The following is a 23,335-nucleotide window of genomic DNA, read 5'->3' on the forward strand; positions in this document are numbered from 1 at the left end:
TGCGCTTGACGTGTCCCGGCGGCGGGCCCGGCAGTTCCGGGGCCGTGCCTCGCCTGTCCGGCGCATGGGGAGTGCCGGCCGGACCGGGCCTGGCCGTAGGTGAGTGTAGGTGGCCGCAGCTACCGGATCAACGACCACAGTGAGGGTCCTCCATGTTCGGTACCCCGCCGCACGACACGGCGTCCTTCGATGCCCATGAAGCTATTGCCATCACGGGAGGAAGGCCGACGGCAAGTCCCATAAAGAAGGTAATACGACGTCGGACCCGTCGTCTGGAATGGTCGCGTGGAGACCACAACGGTGGCCGCGCGTCCCGCTGAACCGTTCAGCCGCACGGGAACGAGGGCTGATGACGCGTCGCGCCGCTGGAACTCACCACGCCCCGCCAGGGCGTGCCCCCGCAAGCGGTGCCAGTTGAGTCGAACACGGAGAGAGGACCATGTTCGCGTCCGATCAGGAGGACCAGGCCACGTACACCGTGGTCGTCAACCACGAGGAGCAGTATTCCATCTGGCTCGACGGCCGGGAGGTCCCCGCAGGCTGGTCCGAGGTCGGCGTGGTGGGAAGCAAGTCCGAATGTCTCGACCACATCGAACGGGTATGGACGGACATGCGACCACTGTCGCTGCGCAGGCGACTCGCCCAGCGGGACGGCGACTGAGATGCCCACCGCCGGGAGCATGCTTTCAGCAGCCGCCGGTGACTACTCCCTTGCTCCGTTCCAGGCGTGGCTCGCCCACCTGGACGGTCAGAACGACTTCGGCCACACCGAAGGCGTCATCCGCTGCTGGGGCGTGAACGGGGACGTCCTGCGCCGGACGGTGGAGGAACTGCTTCCGTCGGTGGAGTTCGCCCACGTCGGACTCGACGTGGCGCATGTGCTACCGGTGCTCACGCTGCATCCGTCACCGCTGTGCACCGTCGAGACGTCCGACGGGCACGTGACAGGCACCGCCGGGGACGCAGGGTCGGGCGACCCGGCGCTGCGGGTGGCGGCGCGGCGGACGGGCGACGCATGGGAGGTCCGGCTCCGCGGCACGCCCCTGCTGTTCGACGCGCTGACCATGCGGCTGCTGCAGGAGGCTTTCGCGGCCCGGCTGACCGGCCGGAACGCCGCTGGACTGCCGATCGCGGCCGCCCTGAGGTACGCCCGCTGGCAGAACCTCATGGTGGCGAAGGTTTCCGCGCCACCCGGTCACGACGGCGGCAACGCGGGCGATGGTGGCCTGCTGCCGGCGCAGTCGTCGCCGGACGGCACCCCTAGGTGGCGGATCGTGGCGCGTGCGATACCCGACAACCTCGTCGATTCCGCCTGCACGCGGCTGGGCGTGACGCCCACGGCCGCGCTCCTGGGTAGCTGGCAGGTCGTGTTGTCCAGGCTCCTGCGACAGCAGGCATGCGCGATCGACGTCGCGCTGGACGACCGGCGCCGTGGAGTGCCGCCCGAGGCTCCCGGCCAGCTCACCCCGCTGGTCCGCTGGGCACCGGCGGCCGGGCCGGACGCACCGGCCGGCGATCGCCTCCGGCTGGCTGAGCGGTGGCTCGCCAGTACACTCGGGCGACCGCTGTTGTGGCAACCGACGGTCGCGGGCCCGGCGCCGTACTCCTTCCACAGCGTGGCCGATGGTTTCCGCTGGAGCCATGCGGCGGGTCGCGTCGAGGCCGACCCGGTCCGGCCTGCCTCAGTCGCCGGCCAGGTGTCCCTGCTCGTCTCGCCCGGCCAGCCCGGCACGCGCCTGGCGCGGCTGTCCTTCGACGAGTCCCGGCTGGCCGCGGCCGATGCGGACGCGCTGCTGGGCGCGATCGAGGACGTGGTGGCGACCGTGGCCGAGGACGCCGATGCCGTGTGGCGGGGCCGGCGCCGCGGGGCGCCCACCGTGGTTACGCCGCCGTCCGACGTGCCGGTCCCGCTGTGGACGCGGATCGCGCGCCGGGCCGCGGAGCGCCCCGACGCGGTGGCGCTGGAGGGCGCCGGTGGTCCGGTGACCTTCGGCAGCCTCGCCGGCCACGTGAACGACCTCGCCGCGCGGCTTCAGAACCACGGCGTCGGCGAGGACGCCAGGGTGGCGTTGGTCTCGACCGAGTCGCCCGGCATGGTGGCGGCGATGCTCGGTGTGCTGGCGGCCGGTGCCGCGTACGTACCCGTCAGCCCCGGCACTCCGGCCGACCGGGTGCGGGACATGCTCACGGCGGCGGAGTGCACCTCGGCGGTGGTGGCGCCCGGACTGCAGGACCTGGTTCCCGCCGGTGTCCGGACGATCCCCCTCCCGGACACGCGGGATACCGTCGAGCCGGCCCGCCGGCCGGTCGAGATCGAGACGAGCCTGGATGCGTTGGCCTACATGCTCTTCACGTCCGGGACCACCGGCAGACCGAAGGGCGTGATGGTCACGCGCCGCGGCCTGGACCGGTACGTCGACTGGGCGATCGGCGCCTACCACATGGCGACGATCGACGTCGCCGTGTCGCATTCACCGGCGGCGTTCGACCTGACCGTGACGTCCATGCTGGCCCCGCTCGCCGCGGGCCGGACGGTGCGCGTCCTCGCCTCGGGCGAGCGGCTCGACGCGCTCCCGGCGGCACTGTCCGATGCCCGTGGTGCGCTGCTCAAGCTGACGCCCGCACACCTGTGGCTGCTGTCGCAGTGGGACGCGGACCCGAACTCATCCGTGGAAACCGTCGTCGTCGGGGGTGAGAACCTCGGCTCCCCGGTGGTTTCCCGATGGCTGGAGCGGCACCCCTCGTGCCGCGTCTTCAACGAGTACGGACCCACCGAGACCGTCGTCGGCTGCACGGTACACGAGGTGCGGGGCGCTCCTCCGGGGCTGGCGCACGTCCCGATCGGCCGACCGATCACGGGTGCCCGGGTCGCCGTCTGCGACGAGCAGGGCTATCCGCTCGTCCCGGGCGTCGCCGGCGAACTGATGATCGGCGGCGACGGGGTGGCCCGGGGATACGCCGGCGACCCTCGCCAGACCGCGGCCAGGTTCCTGCCGGACCCCTGGGGACCACCGGGTTCCCGGATGTTCGCCACCCGCGACCGGGTGGTCGAGACCAGCGCGTGGGGTCTGCGCTTCCTGGAGCGCATGGACAGGCAGCTCAAATGGCTCGGCCACCGGGTCGAGCCGGCGGAGATCGAGCTCGCCCTGAGCCGCTGCGATGGCGTCGGCGACAGCGTGGTCCGGCTGGTTCCCCGCCCCGGCGGGGACGTGCTCCTCGTGGCGTACGTCGTGGGCCGCGACGGGCATCTCCCCGACAGCGAGGCGGTGCGCCGCGAACTCGCCGGCGTGCTTCCGGCGTACCTGCTGCCGACCGCCATCGTCCCGATGGCCTCGATGCCGGTCAACCGGAACGGGAAGCTGGACGAGGCGGCGCTCCCCGACCCCGTCCGGTTCCGCTCGGAGGAACCGAGCGAGACACCGATGCAGGAGGCCGTCCGGCAGGCGTGGAGCGAGGTGCTCGGCACTGGGCCGATCCCGCTCGATGTCGGCTTCTTCGACCTGGGCGCCACGTCCTTCAGTGTCGTCCAGGCAACCGCGAAGCTGCGGGCCAGTGTGGGGTACGACCTGACGGTCGCCACGGTCTTCGAGCACCGCACCGTCCGGGCCCTGGCCGCCCACCTCGAGGATCTGCTGGCCGGGCGCACCGGCAGCCCCGCGACGGGGTCCCGTGCCGTGGCGCGTGAACAGGCGGTCGCCCGTCTGCGGGCCCGCCGGGAGGGCGGCGCATGACGGCCGCGGACCAGCACCTCGCGATCGTGGGGTTCGCCGTGCGATGCCCGGGAGCCCGCAACGAACAGGAGTTCTGGCGCAATCTGATGGCGGGCGTCGAATCGATCGAGCATTTCGACTCGGTCGAGCGGGCCGAGGCGCTGGGCGACCTCGCCGCCGGCGCGCAGTTCGTCCCCGCCGGCGGTGTGCTCGCCGACGCGGAGCGCTTCGACGCCGACTTCTTCGGTGTGGCACCCCGGCAGGCCGAGGTCACCGACCCGCAGCAGCGCCAGCTTCTGGAAGTGGTGTGGGAGGCGTTCGAGAACGCCGCCATCGTGCCGGGCCCCGACCTGACGACCGCCGTCTTCGCCGGCACGGGATTCCCCACCTACCTGCTGTTCAACCTGCTGGGCGGAGGGGCCGCCAACGTCGGCCAGTACGCCGTGGTGATCGGCAACGACAAGGACCACGCCGCCACCAGGGTGGCCCATGCGCTCGACCTGCGCGGGCCCGCCCTGACGGTGCAGACGGCCTGCTCCACGTCGCTGGTGTGCCTGCACACGGCCTGCCAGAGCCTGTTGTCCGCGGAGGCGGACGTCGCGGTCGCCGCCGCCTGCTCCATCGGCTTCCCGCAACGGCGCGGCTACTACTCGGTCGAGGGCGGCATCCTGTCCCCGGACGGGCGCTGCCGGCCCTACGACGCGGATGCCAACGGCGCGGTACCGGGCAGCGGGTGCGCCGCGGTGGTGGTACGCCGGCTGGCCGACGCGCTGCGGGACGGCAACCCGGTCAGGGCCGTCATCCGGGCGACCGCGGTCGTCAACGACGGCGCGGACAAGGCCGGCTACTCGGCTCCGTCCATCTCCGGGCAGGTCCGGGCGATCACCGAGGCGCTCACCCTGTCCGGCCTGGTGCCCGACGACATCTCGTACGTCGAGGGGCACGGCACGGCGACCGCGCTGGGGGACGCGATCGAGGTACGAGCCCTGGACCGCGCCATGCCCAGAGCATCCGCCGCGCCGGGATCGTGCCGCCTCGGCTCGGTCAAAGGCAACGTCGGCCACCTCGACGTCGCGGCCGGCCTGACCGGGCTGATTAAGACCGTCCTCTCGCTGGAGTACGGCGCCCTGCCGCCGACGCTGCACCATGCGCGGCCGCATGCGGAACTGGGCCTGGAGGCGACCCGGTTCCGCGTACCGAACACGCCGGAGCCTTGGCCGCGCGGACCGGTGCCGCGCCGGGCCGGTGTGAGCTCCTTCGGCCTCGGCGGCACGAACGCCCACGTCATCCTGGAAGAGGCGGCACCGGCGGCTCCAGCGCCGGACGGTGATCTTCCGGTGCCGCTCCTGCTGGCCGCGGGTACACCTTCGGCACTGCAACAACTCGGTACCCGGCTCCGTGCCCGGCTGGCCGAGCTGGCACCCGCGGCCCTGCCCCAGGTCGCCGCGACCTTGGCGTTCGGGCGCCGGCACCGTGCCCATCGGCGGGTCGTGGTGGCCGGTTCCGTGCAGGAGGCCATCCGCCTGCTCGAGCGGCCGGAGGACATCCCGTCCGCGGGCACCGGCGCGGGGCGACCTCCGCGGATCGCGTTCCTCTTCCCCGGCGCTGGCCGGCCGGCCGGCAGAGCCGAACGGCGGCTGTGGTCCCACCCGGTCTTCCGGGAATGCTGGCAGGACCTGGCGACCCACTTCGGGCGCCTCGGCCACCGGCTGCCGACGGCCCCGGAGGCAGAGGCCGTCCCGGCGGCCGAGGCCGTCCGCCCGACCGTGTCGTTGCCCATCCTGTTCGCCACCGAGCTCTCCCTGGCCGGCCTCTGGAAGTCCTGGGGGGTCGAGCCCGCCGCCGTGCTCGGCCACAGCGCGGGGGAGTACGCGGCCGCCGTGCTGGCCGGTGCCCTCGACGTGCCGGACGCCGTGGCGCTGGTGCTCGAACGCGCGCGCCTGCTGGAGGACGCCCCCCCGGGGGGCATGGTGGCCGTCCATGCCGGGCAGGCGCGGGCGGAAGAGCTGGCGCGGGACTGGGGCCTCTCGGTCGCCGTGGTCAACAGCCCGTCGTCGTCGGTGCTCTCCGGCGCCGTGGAGCGCATCGAGGCGTTCCTGGCCTCGACCGCGGCCGCCGATGCCGACGTCAAGCCGGTCGCGGTGGCCACCGCGGCCCACTCGCCGCTGCTCGATCCGGGCGCCGCGGTGTTGACCCGCTTCGCTGAAGGACTGCGGCTGGGCGCTCCACGGGTGGCGTACTGGTCCTCCACCACTGGCTCACGGGTTGAGGAAGAGCTCACCCGGGCGCGGTACTGGGGGGAGCACCTGCGACAGCCCGTACAGTTCCAGCGGGCGGTGACCTCGCTGGCCGACGAGGTCGACATGCTGCTGGAGGTCGGGTCGGCCGCCACGGTGGCGCACTTCGCGCGTGACTGCCTGCCCGGTCGGGCGGCGGACATCATCGACTCCCTGCCGCACCCGGATTCGGGCGTCGAGCTGAGGGAGGCGGTGCTGCGGGCGCGTGGACGATTGTGGGCGCGTGGAGTGGCGACGACCTGGGGCGACGCCATCCCCGCGGACCTGCCGAGGGTGGCCCTGCCCGCGACCCCGTTCGACGGCCCGTTGTTCACCCGCACCGCGGGCGTCTCCCCGCCGGCGGACCCGCGTCCGTGGCCCGACGGTGCGGGGCACCTCGCGCGGCAGGTCTGGACCCGGCGGCCGGCGGACGCGTCTACCAGCGTGACACCGCCGCAGGGGGAGCGCTGGCTGATCCTGGACGACGGCTCCCGCCTCGCGTCCGGTGTCGCGCACCGGCTGCGTGCGGCGGCCGCCGAGGTCGACGTGGTCGGGCCGGGGCGGCTGCCCGGACCGGCCGATGCCGGCCCGCCCCTGGATCCCTTGACGCTGGCCAGGTGGGTCGACGACCTCGTGCTCGGCCGTGAGACAGCCGGTGTTGTGTACTTCTGGGCCGGTGGGCTGCCGGACGGCACGGTCTCCCTCGCTGCGCAGGACGCCGCCTTCACGCTGCCGTTCCTGCTGGCCAGGAGCCTCGGCACGGCGGGGCGACCGGCAACCCTGACCGCGGTGACGCGGGGCGTCCTCCCGGTGCGGGGCGACGAGTGCGCGGAGCCGACCGCCGCGCTCGCCACGGGTCCGGTGGTCGTCGCCTCTCGCGAGTTCCCGGGCCTGCGGTCCCGGCTGATCGACGTGGACTCCCCGGCGGGCACGTCATCGCCGGGCCGGCCGGACGAGGTGGCGAACGCGGACGTCGACCGGCTGGCGGACACCGTCGTCGATGCCGTGCTGTCGGCGGAGCCCGACGAGGTGGTCGCCGTCCGCGCCGGGCAGGTGTGGACCCGTTCCTGGGCCCCGGTCACCGGGCTCCCGGAGAGTGAAGCGGACGTGGGGCCGGTCCTCGTCACCGGTGGCCTGGGCGGCATCGGATTGGCCGTGGCCCGCGAGCTGGCGCGGACCGGGACGAAGGCGATCGCCCTGCTCGGCCGGCGCGGTCTGCCGGGCTCCCCGGCCGACGACTCCGCCGAGACGGCGGCGGCCCGGCGGGCGGTTCAGGAGATCGAGGCGGCGGGCGCGTCGGTCGTGGTGCTGGCGGCCGACGTGGCGGACCGGCCGGCGGTCGAGCGTTCGGTTGCCGCGGTCCGGGCGCGTTTCGGCGCGGTGAACCTGCTGATCCACGCCGCGGCTGTGCCCGCCGGCGGCCTGCTGAACCTGCGGACGCTGGACGAGTGCCGCCAGGTCCTGCGTCCGAAGACCGACGGTACGAGAGTCCTCGCCGACGTCTTCGCCGACCAGCCGCCGCGGCGGGTGGTGCTGTACTCCGCGCTCGACGCCGTGCTCGGCACCCTCGGCCAGGTCGACCATGCGGCGGCCAACGCCTTCCTGGATGCCGTGGCCGGCGCCGGATGGTTCGCCGGCAGTCACGTCACGGCGGTCAACTGGGGAGCGTGGCGGGAGGTTGGCCAGGCCGCCCGGACCGACGGTCTCGGCGGCCTGACGGCCTGGCGTAGCGGCATGCTGGAGCAGGCCCTGTCCACCCGGGCGGGCACGCGGCTCGCGCGGCTGGCGCTGTCGACCCGGGAGCGCAACGTGGTGGCCTCCGCCGTCGACGTGCACCGGCTGCTCGACGCGGTCCGCACCAGCGACGTGGTGAGCCTGGTCGAGCAGCCCATGGCGGACACCGCTGACGCGACCCGGCCCAGGCCGCTGCCGGAGGAGAGCTTCGTCGCGCCGGAGGGCGACGCCGAGCAACTGGTCTCGACGCTGTGGGAAAAGATGGTCGGCGTCAGCCCGGTCGGCGCGCTGGACAACTTCTTCGCCCTCGGCGGCAATTCGCTGATCGCCATGCAGTTGGTGGCCCGTCTGCGCCAGCATTTTCCGTTCCGGGTGCCGTTGGCGACGGTCCTGCGGCATGCGACCGTCCGGGATCAGGCCGCCTGGCTCGAAGCGGAGCTGGAGCGGTTCCTCGCCGGCCTGTCCGACGAGGAGGTGCGCGGACAGCTCGCCGCGTTCGCCGGCCGGGCTGCTGTGGACGGCGCGTCCGGGGCTCTACCGGGAGGTCGGGATGAGTTCGCAGATCACTGACGGGGACCGGCGAGCGTTGCGCGAGGCCCTGCTCGCGGCCCCGCTGCGTGCGGGCGCGGCAGACGGCCCACCCGGCGGGCCGGCCCAGGCCGCCGCCCCGGCGGCCGGGTACGAACCGTTCCCGCTGCTGGACCTCCAACAGGCGTACTGGATGGGCCGGGACGCCGAGCTCGGCCTGGGCGGCACGGCCTGCCACGGCTATCTCGAACTGGAGCTGCCGGGGCTGGACCTGGACCGCCTGGAACGGGCCGCCAACGCGCTGATCATCCGGCACCCGATGCTGCGCGCCGTGCTCCGCCCGGACGGGACGCAGCAGGTCCTGGCCGATGTGCCGCACTTCGCCATTCCGGTGCTGGACGCCTCGGACGGCACGGTGGCCCTCGCCGCGCAGTCCGTGCGCGAGGAGATGTCGCACCAGGTCCTCGACGTGCACGCCTGGCCGCTGTTCGACATCCGGGTCAGCCGGTCGCAGCGCGAGCCGGCCGCACGCCTGCACATCAGCTTCGACATCCTCATCGCCGACGCGCTGAGCTTCAAGATCCTTTCAGCCGAGCTGCTCGCCCTCTACCATGCGCCCGACCGGCAGCTACCGCCGATCGGGCTGACGTTCCGCGACTACGTGACCCTGGTCGAGCGGCAGTCGCACTCGTCCGGCCGGTCAGAGGCGCGGAAGTACTGGTCGGACCGGCTCGACGCGCTGCCGGACGGCCCCGCGCTGCCGTTCGTCCGCCCGCTGGACGAGATCCGAAGCCCCCGGTTCACTCACCGCGAGGCCGTCGTGGAGGCCGACCGGTGGCGAGCCGTGGGGCAGGTCGCGGCGTCGCTCGGCGTCAGCCCGGCGGCACTGACCCTGACCGTCTTCGCCGACGTGCTGAGCCTGTGGGCCGCCTCCCCCCGGTTCAGCCTCAACCTCACCGTGTTCGACCGGGAACCGGTGCACGAGGACGTCCAGCGGGTGGTGGGTCCCTTCACGACCTCCGTCGTGCTGCCCGTCGACACCGCCACGTCGAACGTCGCGAAGCTGGCCCGCGCCCTGCAGCACTCCCTGTGGGAGGCCCTCGACAACCGCCGGGCCTCCGGGGTCTGGGTCCTGCGGGAGCTGTCACGGCGGCGCGGTGAACCCGTCCGGATGCCGGTCGTCTTCACGTACGTGCAGGCGGGCAGCTCCGGGGGCGACTTCCGCGACGACTTCCAGCACCTGGGCGAGGTTACCTTCGCGCTTTCCCAGACACCGCAGGTGGTGCTCGACTGCCAGGTGTCGGAGACCGGCGACCAATGCCACCTGTGGTGGGACTGCGTGGACGAGGCGTTCCCGCCGGGCGTGCTCGACGACATGTTCGACGCCTTCGTACGCGCCATCGCCAGGCTGGCCGGGGAGGACGGCGCCGTGTCGAGGAGTTCCCTCGTCACCGGCCTGCCGGGCACCGAGGAGCTCCGCCGTGGCACCGAGCGGACCGTCGAGCGGGAGCGGTACAACCTCGGCGACATCGTCCTGGCCGGAGCCGCCGGACGTGGTGACCTCCCCGCCGTGGTGTCCGGCGCGGACCGGATCGACTACGCGACGCTGCTGTCCTCGGCCGCCCTGGTCGCGAGCCGGCTGGCCGAGGTGGGCGTCGGTGAGCGGGACCTCGTCGCCGTGGCGGTCCCCCGGGGCTGGCACCAGGTGGCCGGTGTGCTCGGCGTGGTGCTGGCGGGCGGCGCCTACCTGCCCGTCGACACCACGCTGCCCGACGCCCGGGCGGCGCAGATGGCCGAGCTCGGCCGGGTGCGCGCCGTGGTGGCCGGCGACCGTCAGCCGCCGTGGAACCGGGGGCTGCCGGTGGTACCCGTCGTCGAGGACCGCGGTGGAGACCGTCCCGCGTCGCCCGCGGACCCGGAGGCGCTGGCCTACGTCATCTACACGTCCGGATCGACGGGCGCGCCCAAGGGCGTCGCCGTGACGCACGCGGCGGCGGTCAACACGATCCTGGACATCAACGAGCGGTACGGCATCGGCTGCTCGGACCGCGTGCTCGCCGTGTCGTCGATCGGCTTCGACCTGTCCGTGTGGGATGTTTTCGGAACCCTCGCCGCCGGAGCGACCCTGGTCTGCCCGCCACCCGGTGACCTGGCCCGGGACCCGGCGGTCTGGCTGGACCTGTTGACGACCGAACGGGTGACCGTCTGGAACTCGGCGCCGGCGCTGATGCAGATCATGGTGGAGCTCGCCGAGCTGCGCGCGGCGGGCCTGCCCGACCTGCGCCTGGTCCTGCTCAGCGGAGACTGGGTCCCGGTCGGCCTGCCCGACCGGATCCGCGCCCTGGCCCCGGCCGCGCGGGTGGTCAGCCTCGGCGGGGCGACGGAGGCGGCGATCTGGTCCCTTGCCTACGACGTCGACACCGTCGACCCGGCGTGGACCAGCGTTCCGTACGGCTTTCCGCTGTCCAACCAACGGCTGCTGGTCCTCGACGCGCGGAACCGGGAACGGCCGGTGCACGTACCCGGCGAGCTGAACATCGCCGGCGACGGGGTGGCACAGGGGTACTGGCAGGAACCGGAGTCGACCGCCGAGAAGTTTCCCGACCTGCCCGGTCACGGGCGGGTCTACCGTACCGGCGACCTCGTGCTCCGCCGTCCGGACGGCTGCCTGGTCATTCTCGGGCGCATCGACCGGCAGGTGAAGGTCAACGGGCATCGGATCGAGCCCGGTGAGGTCGACGCCGTGCTGCGCTCCCTCGACGCGGTCCGCAACTGCGCCACGGGGACGGTCACCGTCGACGGTGCCCGAAAGCTGGTTTCCTACCTGGTCGTGCAGCCGGCGGCGGACGGCGGCGATCCGGTTCCCGCGGTGCGGGAGGAACTCGCGCGCCGACTGCCCGCGTACCTGGTGCCGCACCTGGTACCCGTCGACGCGGTCCCGGTGACCGCCAACGGCAAGGTCGACTGGTCCGCGGTCGACCCCTGGCGGCTGGGCGCACCGGGGCCACCGGAGCCCGCGGCGGCACCGGTTCCCGGCCCCGTGGCCGGCCGCATCCAGGACCTCCTCGCCGAGCAACTGGACGGCCGCCGGCCGGGCCTCGAGGACGATCTGCTGCTCTGCGGCCTGGACTCGATCGGCATCGTGCGCGTCGCGAGCGCACTGGAGCGGGCTTTCGGGGTACGGCCGGGGCTGGACCTCGTGCTGCGCGATCCCACGGTGCGCACACTGGACGCCTTCATCCAGCAGCACCTCATGGACCGGGCCGGCGCTGCTGCGGGCGACCGGCCGCACGGGCGGGGACCGGCAACGATCGTCGACCCCGAGCAGCGCCGGCGCTACCGTGCGGAGCTGCCGCAACGACGGCGCGTCGACGGCACGCGGCGCCAGGCCATCGCCGCGGCGCACGAGCCGGCCACGGCTCGGCCGCCGCACCGGGGGACGTTCACCGGCGGCGGTGTGAGCGGCTCGGCGGTGCAGGCGGTCCTGGCCGAACTGGTACACCGGGGGCAGGACACGGGCCCGCGCTACCTCACCCCGGGCGAGATCCGCGGCGTACGCCCGCTGCTGGTCGTCCGTCCCGGCCGGGTCGACGGCCTGGCGGCCGGCGCGTATACGGTCGACCTGGTCAGCTCGGAGCTGGTGCACACGGACGACCGGGCGGACCTGGTGGGGGCGGCGTACGACCCGTTCGTGTACCGCCCGGCGGCCGAGACCGCGGCGTGTGCGATCCACCTGGTCGCGGACCTGGAGCCCTACCTTCGGCTCTACGGCGGGCTCGGGGAGACCTTCGCGGCGGTCGAGGCCGCGGCCATGGTCCAGGCGCTGGTCGTCGCGGCCGGTCGGGTACCGGACCTGGCTCTGCGGCCCATCCCCGTGGTCGACGGCGACGCGCTGGCGCTCGGGCCGGCCCTGGACGCGGGGGCGACGGTCCTGCACTCGGTTCTGGTCGGCGTCGCGGCGCCGGAGGCGGCCGGGCAGGACCCGGACCGGACCGCCGACCCGGCATGGGGAGCGCTCTCCGGAGCGCCCGGGAACGGGCATGTCGAGGGCGTGTTGTGAGCCTCGCCGAGCTGCTGTCCACCCTGAGCGAGCGGGACGTCCGGCTGGACGCGCTGCCCGGCGGCGGCCTGCGATTCCGGGCGCCGGCCGGTGCGATGACCGAGGCGCTGGCCGACGACATCCGCAGGCACCGGGCCGAGATCCGCGCGATGCTCGCCGACGGCGAGTGGTTCTGCCCACTCTCCGTCGACCAGCTACGCCTGTGGATGTTGGACCGGCTGCACGGGACGTCGCCGGGCCTGTGCATCGGTGGCGGCTTCCGCCTCGCCACCGCGATCGACGAGCAGCGGCTGCGCGACGCGGTGCGGGCGGTCGCCCTGCGCCAGCCGGCGCTGCGCGCCCGCGTCGTGTCGCAGCACGGGTCGCCGGTGCTGGCCGTCGGTCCGCGTGCGGCCGTGCGGCCCGAGACGCTACCCGTGCGGACGGTACCGGTGGATCCCCGCCTGCCGCCCGACGCCCTGAGCGACCTGATCGCGGCGCAGGTGAGCCGCCCCTTCGATCTCGCCACCGGCCCGCTCTACCGGGTGTGCCGGTTGGTGCTGGGCGAGGCGGACCACGTTCTGGTGCTGGCCGTGCATCACGTGGTCGCCGACAACCACTCGATCAGCGTGCTGGCCGAGGCGCTCGCCGCGGCCTACGCGCGCGGAGCCGGCCGGGTACCGGCGACCGGTCAGCAGTCCGTCGACCAGAACGACCAGAACGACCAGGAGTCGCACCTCGCCGCCTGGGCCGCGCGTGCCCGGCGCGCGGCCGAGGGCCGGCGGCAGCCCGACTCACGGCGCCGGCTGGCGCTGCTCGACGTGGCGCCGCGTCTGCCGGCGCCGGCGGCCACCACGCAGGCGCCGCCGCCGTGGCAGGCCGGCTCCCGGGAGATCGTACTGTCCGGCGAGCGGCACGCCGCCTGGTACGCGGCCCGCCAGCTCTGCGCCGCCACGACGCTGACCTACTGCCTGGCCCTCACCGCGTTGGCCGTGGCGGTCGCCGGTGGCCCCTCGGACCTGCTGATCGGTACCCCCGACGTGGGCCGGGAGTCCGACCGCGAGTGGGGCACGATCGGGTGCTTCAACACGACGATGCTGCTCCGCGTGCGGACCGACACCTCGGCGTCCGTCCAGAAGCTGATCCGCGGCGTCGCCCAGGAGCTCGGCGAGGCGCAGCGGGTCAGGTACGTCCCCTACGAGGCGCTCGTGGGGCAGCGGGCGAGCTCCGCGTCGGGCGGCTTCGTGCTGTGGGTCGCGACCTACGACGAGCCCGATGCGCCGGTCGCTTCAGGGCTCGGCGTCCAACCGGTCGACGTCGCCGCTGCGTCCACCCGGCACGACCTGCGCGTCGCGGTGTTCAGGGGGTCGAGGTCGACCAGCGTCACGGTGACCTACCGACTCGCCACCGTCGCCGCCCCGTTCGCCGATTCGGTCGCCCGCGCGCTGGAGCAACTCTTCGCCCGGCCGCCGCGGCCCACGGATCCGGTCGCGGCGGTGCTCACCAGTATCCGATCCCTGGTCGCCGACCGTCAGAGCGGGGAAACCATGAGCATGAGGCAGGACGAGGAGCTGCTGGCCGCGATCCGTGCGCGCCGTCGCGCCGGCGACCGACCGGGGGCCCTGGCCGTGGAGGTGCGCAGACCGGCCCCGGCCGGCTGGGCCCCGGCGGTGGTCGAGGCGAAACTGTCCGGAGTGGACCTGGACCGCTGGGTGGAGGATCAGCTCGACAGCGTCCGTGGCCTGCTGACCGACCACCACGCCGTACTGCTGCGCGGCTTCGCCGGCGACGCCGCCGCCCTGGGCCGGGTCGTGGCCCGCGTCGGCGGCGACGAACTGGTCGACTACGTCAACCGCTCCACACCGCGCAGCCGGGTGGAGGGCAGGATCTTCACCTCCACCGAGTACCCCAGCGACCAGCACATCCGGTTGCACAGCGAACAGTCCTACGCCACCACCTGGCCGCTCGTGCTGGGCTTCCGGTGCGAGACGCCCGCCCGGGAGGGCGGGCAGACGCCGCTGGCCCGCACCGCCGACGTGGCGCGTTCGCTGCCGCCGGACCTCGTCGAGCGGTTCGACGCCGGGGGTCTGGTGTACGAGCGGTGGTTCCAGCCGCACCTCGACCTGCCCTGGCAGGAGGTCTTCCAGACGGACAGCCGGGAGGAGGTGGCCCGTTACTGCGCAGGCGAGGGGATCGCCGCGCGATGGCACGACGGGGACATCCTGCAGACCGTACAGACCGCGCAGGCGACCCTCCGCGACCCGCGGACCGCAGCGGCGCGGTGGTTCAACCAGGTTCACCTGTTCCACCCCAGCGCCCTGCCCGAGGCCGTCCGGGCGGCCGTCGACAGATCCGGACGGTACGCGCGCAACGTGACGCTGGGCGACGGCACGCCGATCCCGGACGTGGACGTCGAGGCCATCCGGCAGGCGTACGAGCGGAACGCGACGCAGTTCGACTGGGTCGCCGGTGACGTCCTCATCGTGGACAACCTCGCCGTGGCGCACGGGCGCCGCCCGTTCACCGGGCCGCGGAAGGTCCTCGTGGCGATGGCCGGGACGGGGACCGTACCAGAGGCCGGCCGGCCATGAACGAGATCATGCCGCTGCTGTTCACCCAGTGGCCGTTCGTGGCCGCGTACGGGGACGCGATCATGACCCGCAGCACCGATGTCCGCCTGCCGCGGGCCGGCAGCCTGGCAACGGACGGCTCCGGCTGGGACCTGACCGCGCTGCTGCGCCGGGACCTGTTGAGCGTGTCGGTGGTGCGCCCGCCGTCGCTGCGGCTGCCGGTGCAGAGCCTGCGGGACGACGGCCCCGACGACGGCCGGATCCGCGAGGTGGACGCGCCCGACGGTCCGCACCTGACGCTGCGGCTGCCCTCCGTACTCATCGACACCACATCCGTCGAGATCGCCGCCGCCGACCTGCTGCGGCCTACGCGCGGGCCGGCCGACGAGCCCGGGTACCTGGACGCGTGCGAGTGGTGGACCGCCCGGATCGAACGGGACCACCCCGGCCGGTTGGACGCGGCGCTGCGCGAACTCGCGGGCACCCCGGGGGGCCGGTCCGACTGCGCGTACGAGGAGGTGCCCGCGGAGGCGTCGCTGACGGCGGACTGCCTGGCGCTGTGCCGGGCCCTCGGCCGTTCTCCGGAGGAGATCCTCCTGGCGGCCGCCCTGCTGGTCACCAACAGGAGGTGGGACGGCACGCCCGTGCTGCGCCGCTGTACCGCGCGCCCGCTGCCGGCGCTCCGGACGGTCATGGGCCGGCTGGAGATGCTGCTGCCGGTCACCGTGACGAGCTGCGGGCCCGACCTGGGCACGCTGCTCGACCGCCTCGACAGCGCCAGCGAACAGACCACTCACCTGCTCACGGCGGACACCCTCGCGGCGGTGCGGCCCGCCGTGGACCTGGTGTCGCGCCGGCGTCCGGGCGCCCCGCTCGTCGGTGTGGTGCCACAGGCGCGGTGTGCGAGCGGGGAGGCGGGCGGAGTCCGGATCCACGGCGACGACCCGGGCCCGTGCGACGTGCTGCTGCGCCCCTGGGCGGACGGATCCGTGACCGTCAGGTACGACCGGGCCGCCGACCCTGACCGTGTGCGCTGGTTCACGCAACGGCTGACGCGGGCCCTGCGGGCGCTCGCCGAGCACCCTGGACGTCCCCTGCCGGAGCTGGAACTGATCGGCGATGACGAACGTGCCCGGCTCACCGGGTACGGCGACCGGCGCGGCGAGCCGGCCGGCACGCCGCCGGGCCTGCTCCGGGCGGTCGCGTCCCACCGGCTGCGCCGGGACGGGGGCGTGGCGGTACACGGCGCCGACGGCCCGGTCGGCTACGACGCGCTGCTGGAGCGGGCCGGGGAGCTGGCGCTGCGGCTGCGGCCGTTGCTGGCCGGGCCGGAGCCGGTCGTCGCCCTGGTCAGTGCCGGCCTCACCGGCTTCTGTGTCGGGGCGCTGGCCATCATGGACAGCGGGGCGGCGTACCTTCCGATCGACCCGGCGTGGCCGGCCGCGCGCACCACCGAGGTCCTCCGCGCGGCCGGCGTCCGCGTCCTGGTACGTGACCCGGCGGCGCCCGACCCCGAAGTCCCGGACGGTGTGACGGTCGTCCCGTCGGCCCCGGCCGCCGGCGACGGAGCGGTCACCCCGGACCGGCACCGGCCGGTGGCGGACGCGGATCCAGCCTCGCTCGCCTACGTGATGGCGACGTCCGGTTCGACAGGCCGGCCCAGGCTGGTCGCCGTCGAACACGCCCAGCTCGCGGCCTACTGCCGGGCCGTCACGTCGGAGCTCGGCCTCGATGGGCGTTCCGTGCTGGCCAGCCCGGCCAGCGTCGCCGCCGATCTGGGGTACACGGCGGTGCTGGCCGGGCTCTGGGCGGGCGGGACCGTCGTCGAGGTACCCACCGCGGCCCGGCTGGACGGCAAGGCGTTCGCCCGGGTCGTCGCCGGGCACGGCGTCAGCATGCTGAAGATCACTCCTTCCCACCTGCGCGCCCTGCTGACGACGCCGCACGGCCGGGACTGCCTGCCCTCCCGGCTGCTCGTCCTCGGCGGCGAGGCGCTGCCGCCCGACCTGGTCTCCCAGGTCCGGCAACTCGCCCCCGGGCTGACGATCGTCAACCACTACGGGCCGACGGAGACTACCGTCGGCGTGGTCGCCGGTCGGGTTGTCGAGACGACGCCGGACGACGTCGCCCTGGGCCGCCCGCTGCCCGGCGTGGCCGTTGAGGTCCGCGACCCGCTGGGTCTGCTGTGTTCTGTCGGCCAGCCGGGAGAGCTGTTCGTGACCGGGAGCACCGTGAGCCGGGGCTACCACCGTGCGCCGGCCGAGACGGCGGACCGGTTCCGGCCGTCGACGAGCGGGCCACCCGGACGCCGGGTGTACGCGACCGGGGACCGGTGTGCCTGGGACGACCAAGGGCGGCTGCACTTCCTGGGACGCACCGACGACCAGGTGAAGGTGCGCGGATACCGCGTGGAACCGGCGGAGACCGAGCGGGTGCTGACCGGCCATCCAGGGGTACACGCGGCGGCGGCGGTCGCGCTCACCGGGTCGGGCGGGCCGGTCCTCGGCGCCTGCGTGGTGACCGGGCGGCCGCGCCCGACCGAGCACGAGCTGCTGGTCCACCTGCGCGACCGCTTACCGGAGGCCGCGGTCCCGGCCCGCATCCTCGACGTCGCGGCGCTGCCGCTGCTGGGCAACGGGAAGGTGGACCGCGCGCGGATACGGCGACTGTTCGACGAGACGCCTGCCCAGGACCGTCCGGCCGCCGACGACCTCGAGTACGTGCTGGCCTGGATGTGGGCCGGGCTGCTGGGTGTGCCGGCCGTGCCGATCGAGGCCGACCTGTTCAACGCGGGCGCGCACTCGCTCACCGTCACTTCGGCGATGTCGCGGCTATCCGAACTGCTCGACGTGGAGGTCCCGCTGCCGTCGATGTTCGAGCACCGCACGGTGGCCTCGTTCGCCGCCTACCTCGGACATCGGGAGGACGCCGAGCGGATACGGGAGCGGGCGGCCGTCGCCCGGACCGTGCTGTCCATGAGCGACACCGAGGTAGCCGAGCTCACCGCCGGAGGGATGACGTCGTGAACCCCATTTCGACGATCCGGGATCTGGTGTCCTGTGTGGACCGGCAGGCGGCCGAACGCCCCGACCAGATCGCCGTCACCCATGCCGGAGCGTCCTCGACGTACGCACAACTGGTCGCGGACAGCTACGGGGTGGCCCGCCGGCTGGCCGGCCTCGGCCCCGGCGCGGTCGTCGGCGTCGCCGCGCACCGCGGCATCGCGTCGATCGTCGCCGAGCTGGCCGCGCTGCGGGCCGGCGCCACCTACGTGGTCCTCGACCCGGCACATCCGGTGCGGGCCGGGCTGGTCGCCGCCGACGCCGGCTGTGTCGCGGTGCTGAGCGAGCCGGGCCTGCCGCCGCTACCGGGCCTGGACGGCGTGCCGACGATCGACATCGGGCACCTACCAGGCGCGCCCTGGGCACCCGCGGTCCATCCTGACCTGCCGGCGTACATCTGCTACACCTCAGGAACGACCGGACGGCCCAAGGGTGTCCTGGTGCCGCGGCGCGCCATCACGTCGTTCATCGACCAGGTGAGCCGGTTGTGGTGGCCGAAGCCGGGCGAAGCGATGGCGGGCGTGTGCGACGCCACCTGGGACCCGTGGATGTTCGATGTCTGGGTGCCGCTGGTGCACGGGTGCCACCTGCACCTGATACCGGACGACGAGCGCCGCAATCCCGCCGCCATCGCACGGTACCTGGCCAGCCACGACATCGCCGCCCTGTTCATGCCCACCGCGATCGGTGAACTCGTCCTGGACTCCCCGCTGCTGCGGACGGCGCGGAGCCTGCGCAACGTCGTGCTCGGCGGGGACCGGTTGACCCGACGCCCGCAGCCGGGGGAGTCGTTCGCGCTGTGGAATCTCTACGGCCCCACGGAAGCGGCCGTCGGTGTGATCGTCGGGCTCGTCGAGGCCGAGGGCGAGGGTTTTCCGTCGCTCGGGCCGGCGCTGCCGGGCGTAGGGCTCACGGTGGTGGACGACGGGTTGCGGCCGGTGCCCGACGGTCAGGAGGGCGAACTCCTGATCGATGGAGCGCAGCTCTCTTACGGCTACCTTGGGCGTCCGCGGGAGACGGCCCTGGCGTTCGTACCGGCGGACGGCGGCGGGCGCCGGTACCGCACCGGCGACTTCGTACGTCGCCGTCCAGACGGCCGGTTCGCGTTCGTGGGGCGCCGGGACCGTCAGGTGAGCATCCACGGTGCGCGCATCGAGCTGGAGGGCGTCGAGGCGCTGGTGCGGCGGTTGCCGGGCACCCTCGACGTGGCCGCCACGGCGCACCGGCCGGCGAACGGCGACCTACGACTCACGGTGCTGGTCGTCCCCGACGGCGCGGGCACCGGCGTCGGCACCGTCCGGGCCGCGCTGCGTGAGCACCTCCCCGGGGCCGGTGGCTCGCTGGACGTGCGGGTGGTGCCACGGCTGCCCAGGCGAGCGGACGGCTCGCTCGACACCGAAACGCTGCGGGCCGCCCTCGACACCGCGCCCATCCGCGCCGTGGACGGGGCGGTCCGCTCCCGCGGCGGCCCGGCACCGGACCGCGCCGACGAGGACCCGGACACCGCGCCGCCCTCCGAGATCGAGGAGATCGTTCTGACCGCGTGGCGGAGCGCCCTCGGCCTCGCCGAGGCCGCACCGGACGACGACTTCTTCGCCTGTGGCGGCACGTCGCTGTCCGCGATGCGGATGCTCAACCAGGTACAGGCCGCGTTCGACGTGGAGGTGTCGATCGGCGCGTTCCTGGACGACCCCACCGCCCGTCACCTCGGCGCCCTGATCACGGCCGCGGTCGAGGAGCGTCTCGACGAACTGACGGCCGACGACTTCGGGTCGCTCCGCGAAGGCTCGTGATGACGGCCGAGACGACCGATCCGCGCCACCCCGACGCGGCGCGCCAGGCGCGGATCGCGGCCGTGGCGGCCCGCGCCCGGGCACGCCTGCGCGTGCCCGCCCAGCCGGAGCCGGCCCACGACGCCGCCGCCGCGCCGAGCAGACCCTTGCGGGGCAGGCTGACCGTGGACGGGCTGGACGGACCCGTGGAGATCGTCACCGACGGTGCCGGCGTGCCGCGGGTGTTCGCGGGATCGCGCGCGGACGCCTACCGGGCACAGGGGTTCCTGCACTACTCCGAGCGCTGCTGGCAGATGGAAGCCCTGGCCCGGACCTGCACCGGGCGGCTGGCGGAGATCGTCGGACCGGCGGGCGTGCCCAGCGACATCCTCGTCCACCGGCTGGGTTTCCCGCGGGCCGTCGAGGAGTGCGCGGCGAAGGCCGACCGGGACGCCATGGAGATCTTCCGGCACTATGCCGACGGGCTGCGGGCGGCCGCCACGCTGACCACGCCGACCACCCACGAACACACCGCGTTGGGTGTACGGCCGGACGTGCCGGACGCGACGGCCGCACTGCGCACCGCCGTAGCCATCATGCTGCTGAACGGATTCGCGCTGCAGAACGACTGGCTGCTCGGGCTGCTGCGACGGGCGGTGACCGACCGCGACTGCGGCGCGCCGGACGAGCCGACCTCCGCCGACGTCCTGTCAGCCATGACCACCGTGTTCGGCCGTGGCCGACCGGCGCAGCACGGCGGCGGATCCAACGCCTGGGCGGTCGTCGACCGGGAAGCCGGGACGGTCGTCCTGGCCGGCGACCCCCACCTGGCGGCGACGGCGCCACCGGCCTGGATGGCGATGAGCCTGGCGTGGCCGGGCGGGGAGATCACCGGCGCCACCATACCCGGCGTGCCCGACGTGGTCCTGGGCACCAACCGCCGGATCGCCTGGGCGACCACCTTCGCGCCGGTAACGACCACGGTCCTGACCGTGGAGCGGCTCCTCGACGACGGCCGCCGGGTGTCCCGGCCCGGCGGTGCGCGGGCCGAGGTGGTACGGGAGGCCCGGACCGTGCAGGTCCGCGGGGGCACCCGGGTCCACTTCGAGGTCGCCCGGACCGACCGGGGCCACCTGCTGGGTACCGGTTCGGCCGGTGGAACCGGCGGTTGGGACGTCGCGTGGCACACGATCCTCACGGCCGAGCCTTACCACGCGGGTGCGCTCGCCGGGCTGGCCACCGCAGGAACGGTGGGCGACGCGGCCGAGGCGCTCGCCAGGCACCGGGGCGTGCCGCAGACCGTCGTGGTCGCGGACGTCTCCGGCAGCCTGACCCGGGTGGACGTGGGACGGCAACTGGACGGCGTGCACGCCGGTGACCTGCACTACGGATGGCGCGACCGGTCCCGCCACGCCCCGGTCGTGGACCGGCACGCGGCATGCCCCGCCGGCGGACTCGTGGTGTCGGCGAACGACCGGTCCGCGACCGGGTCGGACCCCGCGGCGCACTGGGACATGCCGTGGCGGGCCGAGCGGATCGAGGAACTCCTCCGGGTGCCCGGCGACCCGCGGGCGGCCAGCGTGCGCGCACAGCTCGACACCCGGTCGGCGTTGGCCGTCACCCTGCTGCCCGTGCTCCTGGGCGCGGTGACCGACGACGTGCGGCCGACCCTCGACCCCGCGGCCCGTCGCCTGCTGGGGGCGCTGGAGGCCTGGGACGGCCACGCCTACCGGGACGATCCCGCGCCGCTCGTCCTCGCCGCCTGGCTGAGGCAGTTGACCGGCGCGGCGGTCGGGTCTGCCGGGCCGGCCGTCGCGCCGGTGTTCTTCGATGCCAAGGCGTGGGTGACGCGGTGGGGCTTCGCGCTGGTTCAGCAGTGGGTGTGGAAGCAGAGCCGGACGGAGACCGGGCGGCGCGTCCTGGTGGACACCTTCACCCGGGCTGTCGCGGAGCTGACGGAGTCGATGAGCGGCGCGTGGCACGAATGGACCTGGGGCGACCGGCATGGCGTCGCCGTGGACGGTGCGCTGCCGGTCGGCCTGCTGCCGGCCGGTGCGCAGTGGTTTCCGCGCCGGATGCGGCTGCCCGGACTGGACGACACCGTCTGCCGGGGCGACACCGGCTCGCCGGCCCGAGGCGGACCGAGCTTCCGGCTGGTGGTCGACCTGACGCGCCCGGAGCGGTCGGTGTGGGCCTTTCCGATCGGCAACTCAGGGGTCCCGTCGTCGCCGCACGCCACCGACCAGGTCGATAGCTGGCAGGCAGGTCGATACCACAACATGATCGCCGACCGTTCGGCGTTACAGCGCGCCGACGCGCAGGTGCTCGTCCTCGCCCCGGCGGGAACCGATGCGTGACCCCACCGGCGGGCCCGAAAGCCGGCCGCGACGCCAGCCGCCCCGACGTCCCGGGGCCCAGCACGGAAGGAGGGCGAGTCGTGCTCCCGAGCCTTATCAACCTCAACTACTACTGTGACGTCCGACTGCTCGACCCGGTTACCGGGCAGCCCATCGAGCAGGCCAGGCTGGCCCAGGTGCTCACCGAACCACTGGCGGAACTGGAACTGTCCAGGCAGCGTACGGTCGCACTGCCCGCCGCCCTCGAGGACATGCTGTCCTACCGCCCGACCCCGCTGTTCGAGGCGCGTACCTTCGCCGAGGCGCTGGGCGGTCGGACCCGGATATTCGTCAAGGACGAGGGCGCGACCCCGTCGAGCAACCACAAGATGAACAGCGCCCTGTGGGTCGCCTACCACTGCTCCCGGGCCGGCCTGAAGGTGATGACCACCGAAACCACGGGAAACTGGGGGATCGCTCTGGCCCTGGCCGGCACGCTGTTCGGGATCCGGGTGATCTGCTTCATCGACGCCACCAGCGTGCGTCAGCGTCCCGACCGGGTACGGGCCATGACCGAGGCGGGAGCCGAGGTGATCGTCGCGGAAGACGAGGGCGGCAACGCCGACCCCCTGACGTTGTCGGCCAGCGCCGCGGTCCGGTATACGCTGCGAATCCCCGAGGCACGCTACATCTTCGGCAGCGTGTACAACTACTTCGTCCTGCCGCAGACCATGGTGGGACTGGAGGCCGCCCAGCAGTTGCCGGTGCGCCCGGACCTCGTCGTGGGAAGCTGCGGCGGCGGGGCCAACCTGCTCGGGATCGCGGCCGCCTTCCTGGTGGACAGGTTGGAGACCGGCTCCGGGCCGGACTTGCTGTGCGCCGAGGCCGAGGAGTGCCCCGTGGTCAGCAAGGGCCGGTGGGGCGACCACTCGATCGAAGACTCCCGGCACTACCCCCTGATGCGCACGTACGGCCTCGAACGGTTGCTGGGCGACACCTACATCGGGGGCCTGGGCTCCACGATCGTGGCCGGAGCCGTCGCGGACCTGCATTCACGACGGCTCCTCGCGACCGCGACGTTCCCGATGGGCGAGGCGCGCCAGGCCGCCGAACTGTTCGAGCGGACCGAAGGCCGGCGTGTCGCGCTGGAGACCGGCTACCAGTTGGCGGCGGTGGCCCGCGAGGTGCGCCGCGGCGCCTACCGGAACGTACTGGTGAACATCAGTACCGTCGGCAACCGGTCCTACGCGTGAGTCGACGCACGATCCTTCGGCACCATCCCCGCCGGCCGGCCCGCGCCGCGGTGAC

The 23,335-nt window shown here is 73.9% G+C and carries 9 protein-coding genes; all 9 read left to right on the top strand.

The genetic code is table 11. The annotated features are described in order from the left end of the window. Positions 1-439: 439 nt before the first annotated feature. The 9 genes from Drose_RS14965 to Drose_RS15005 all read left to right on the top strand — a co-directional run bounded on the left by Drose_RS14965 (position 440) and on the right by Drose_RS15005 (position 23,280). A complete protein-coding gene (locus tag Drose_RS14965; RefSeq protein ID WP_260728805.1) occupies positions 440-661 on the top strand; it encodes an MbtH family protein in 222 nt (73 codons plus the stop codon). A gap of 19 nt (positions 662-680) precedes the next feature. Continuing rightward, positions 681-3,731: an amino acid adenylation domain-containing protein gene (locus Drose_RS14970; RefSeq protein WP_260728806.1), complete on the top strand. Its 3,051-nt coding sequence runs from the start codon at positions 681-683 to the stop codon at positions 3,729-3,731. After that, complete coding sequence (locus tag Drose_RS14975; protein WP_260728807.1) at positions 3,728-8,290, top strand: type I polyketide synthase; 4,563 nt, start codon at positions 3,728-3,730, stop codon at positions 8,288-8,290. The genes Drose_RS14970 and Drose_RS14975 overlap by 4 nt, the downstream gene beginning before the upstream one ends. Beyond that, positions 8,271-12,308 (top strand): non-ribosomal peptide synthetase, encoded by a 4,038-nt coding sequence (locus Drose_RS14980; RefSeq protein ID WP_260728808.1) that lies wholly within the window; start codon positions 8,271-8,273, stop codon positions 12,306-12,308. The genes Drose_RS14975 and Drose_RS14980 overlap by 20 nt, the downstream gene beginning before the upstream one ends. Continuing rightward, positions 12,305-14,878: a TauD/TfdA family dioxygenase gene (locus Drose_RS14985; protein WP_260728809.1), complete on the top strand. Its 2,574-nt coding sequence runs from the start codon at positions 12,305-12,307 to the stop codon at positions 14,876-14,878. The genes Drose_RS14980 and Drose_RS14985 overlap by 4 nt, the downstream gene beginning before the upstream one ends. Continuing rightward, a complete protein-coding gene (locus tag Drose_RS14990; RefSeq protein ID WP_260728810.1) occupies positions 14,875-17,883 on the top strand; it encodes a non-ribosomal peptide synthetase in 3,009 nt (1,002 codons plus the stop codon). The genes Drose_RS14985 and Drose_RS14990 overlap by 4 nt, the downstream gene beginning before the upstream one ends. Further along, entirely contained in the window at positions 17,880-19,712 is a 1,833-nt protein-coding gene (locus tag Drose_RS14995; protein ID WP_260728811.1) for a non-ribosomal peptide synthetase, read from the top strand. Before Drose_RS14990 ends, Drose_RS14995 begins: the two co-directional genes overlap by 4 nt. Continuing rightward, on the top strand, positions 19,712-22,048 hold the full coding sequence (locus Drose_RS15000) for a penicillin acylase family protein (protein ID WP_260728812.1): 2,337 nt from the start codon (positions 19,712-19,714) through the stop codon (positions 22,046-22,048). Before Drose_RS14995 ends, Drose_RS15000 begins: the two co-directional genes overlap by 1 nt. A gap of 80 nt (positions 22,049-22,128) precedes the next feature. Next, positions 22,129-23,280, top strand: coding sequence for a pyridoxal-phosphate dependent enzyme (locus tag Drose_RS15005; RefSeq protein ID WP_260728813.1), 1,152 nt, complete (start codon positions 22,129-22,131; stop codon positions 23,278-23,280). Positions 23,281-23,335 lie beyond the last annotated feature (55 nt).

This window comes from Dactylosporangium roseum (assembly GCF_025264685.1).
In the GTDB taxonomy this organism is placed as follows: domain Bacteria; phylum Actinomycetota; class Actinomycetes; order Mycobacteriales; family Micromonosporaceae; genus Dactylosporangium; species Dactylosporangium roseum.

Bases quoted from the DNA above. Each gene is read 5' to 3' on its own strand.
- Drose_RS14965 (WP_260728805.1), top strand. From the start codon at position 440: ATGTTCGCGTCCGATCAGGAGGACCAGGCCACGTACACCGTGGTCGTC.
- Drose_RS14970 (WP_260728806.1), top strand. From the start codon at position 681: ATGCTTTCAGCAGCCGCCGGTGACTACTCCCTTGCTCCGTTCCAGGCG.
- Drose_RS14975 (WP_260728807.1), top strand. From the start codon at position 3,728: ATGACGGCCGCGGACCAGCACCTCGCGATCGTGGGGTTCGCCGTGCGA.
- Drose_RS14980 (WP_260728808.1), top strand. From the start codon at position 8,271: ATGAGTTCGCAGATCACTGACGGGGACCGGCGAGCGTTGCGCGAGGCC.
- Drose_RS14990 (WP_260728810.1), top strand. From the start codon at position 14,875: ATGAACGAGATCATGCCGCTGCTGTTCACCCAGTGGCCGTTCGTGGCC.
- Drose_RS15000 (WP_260728812.1), top strand. From the start codon at position 19,712: ATGACGGCCGAGACGACCGATCCGCGCCACCCCGACGCGGCGCGCCAG.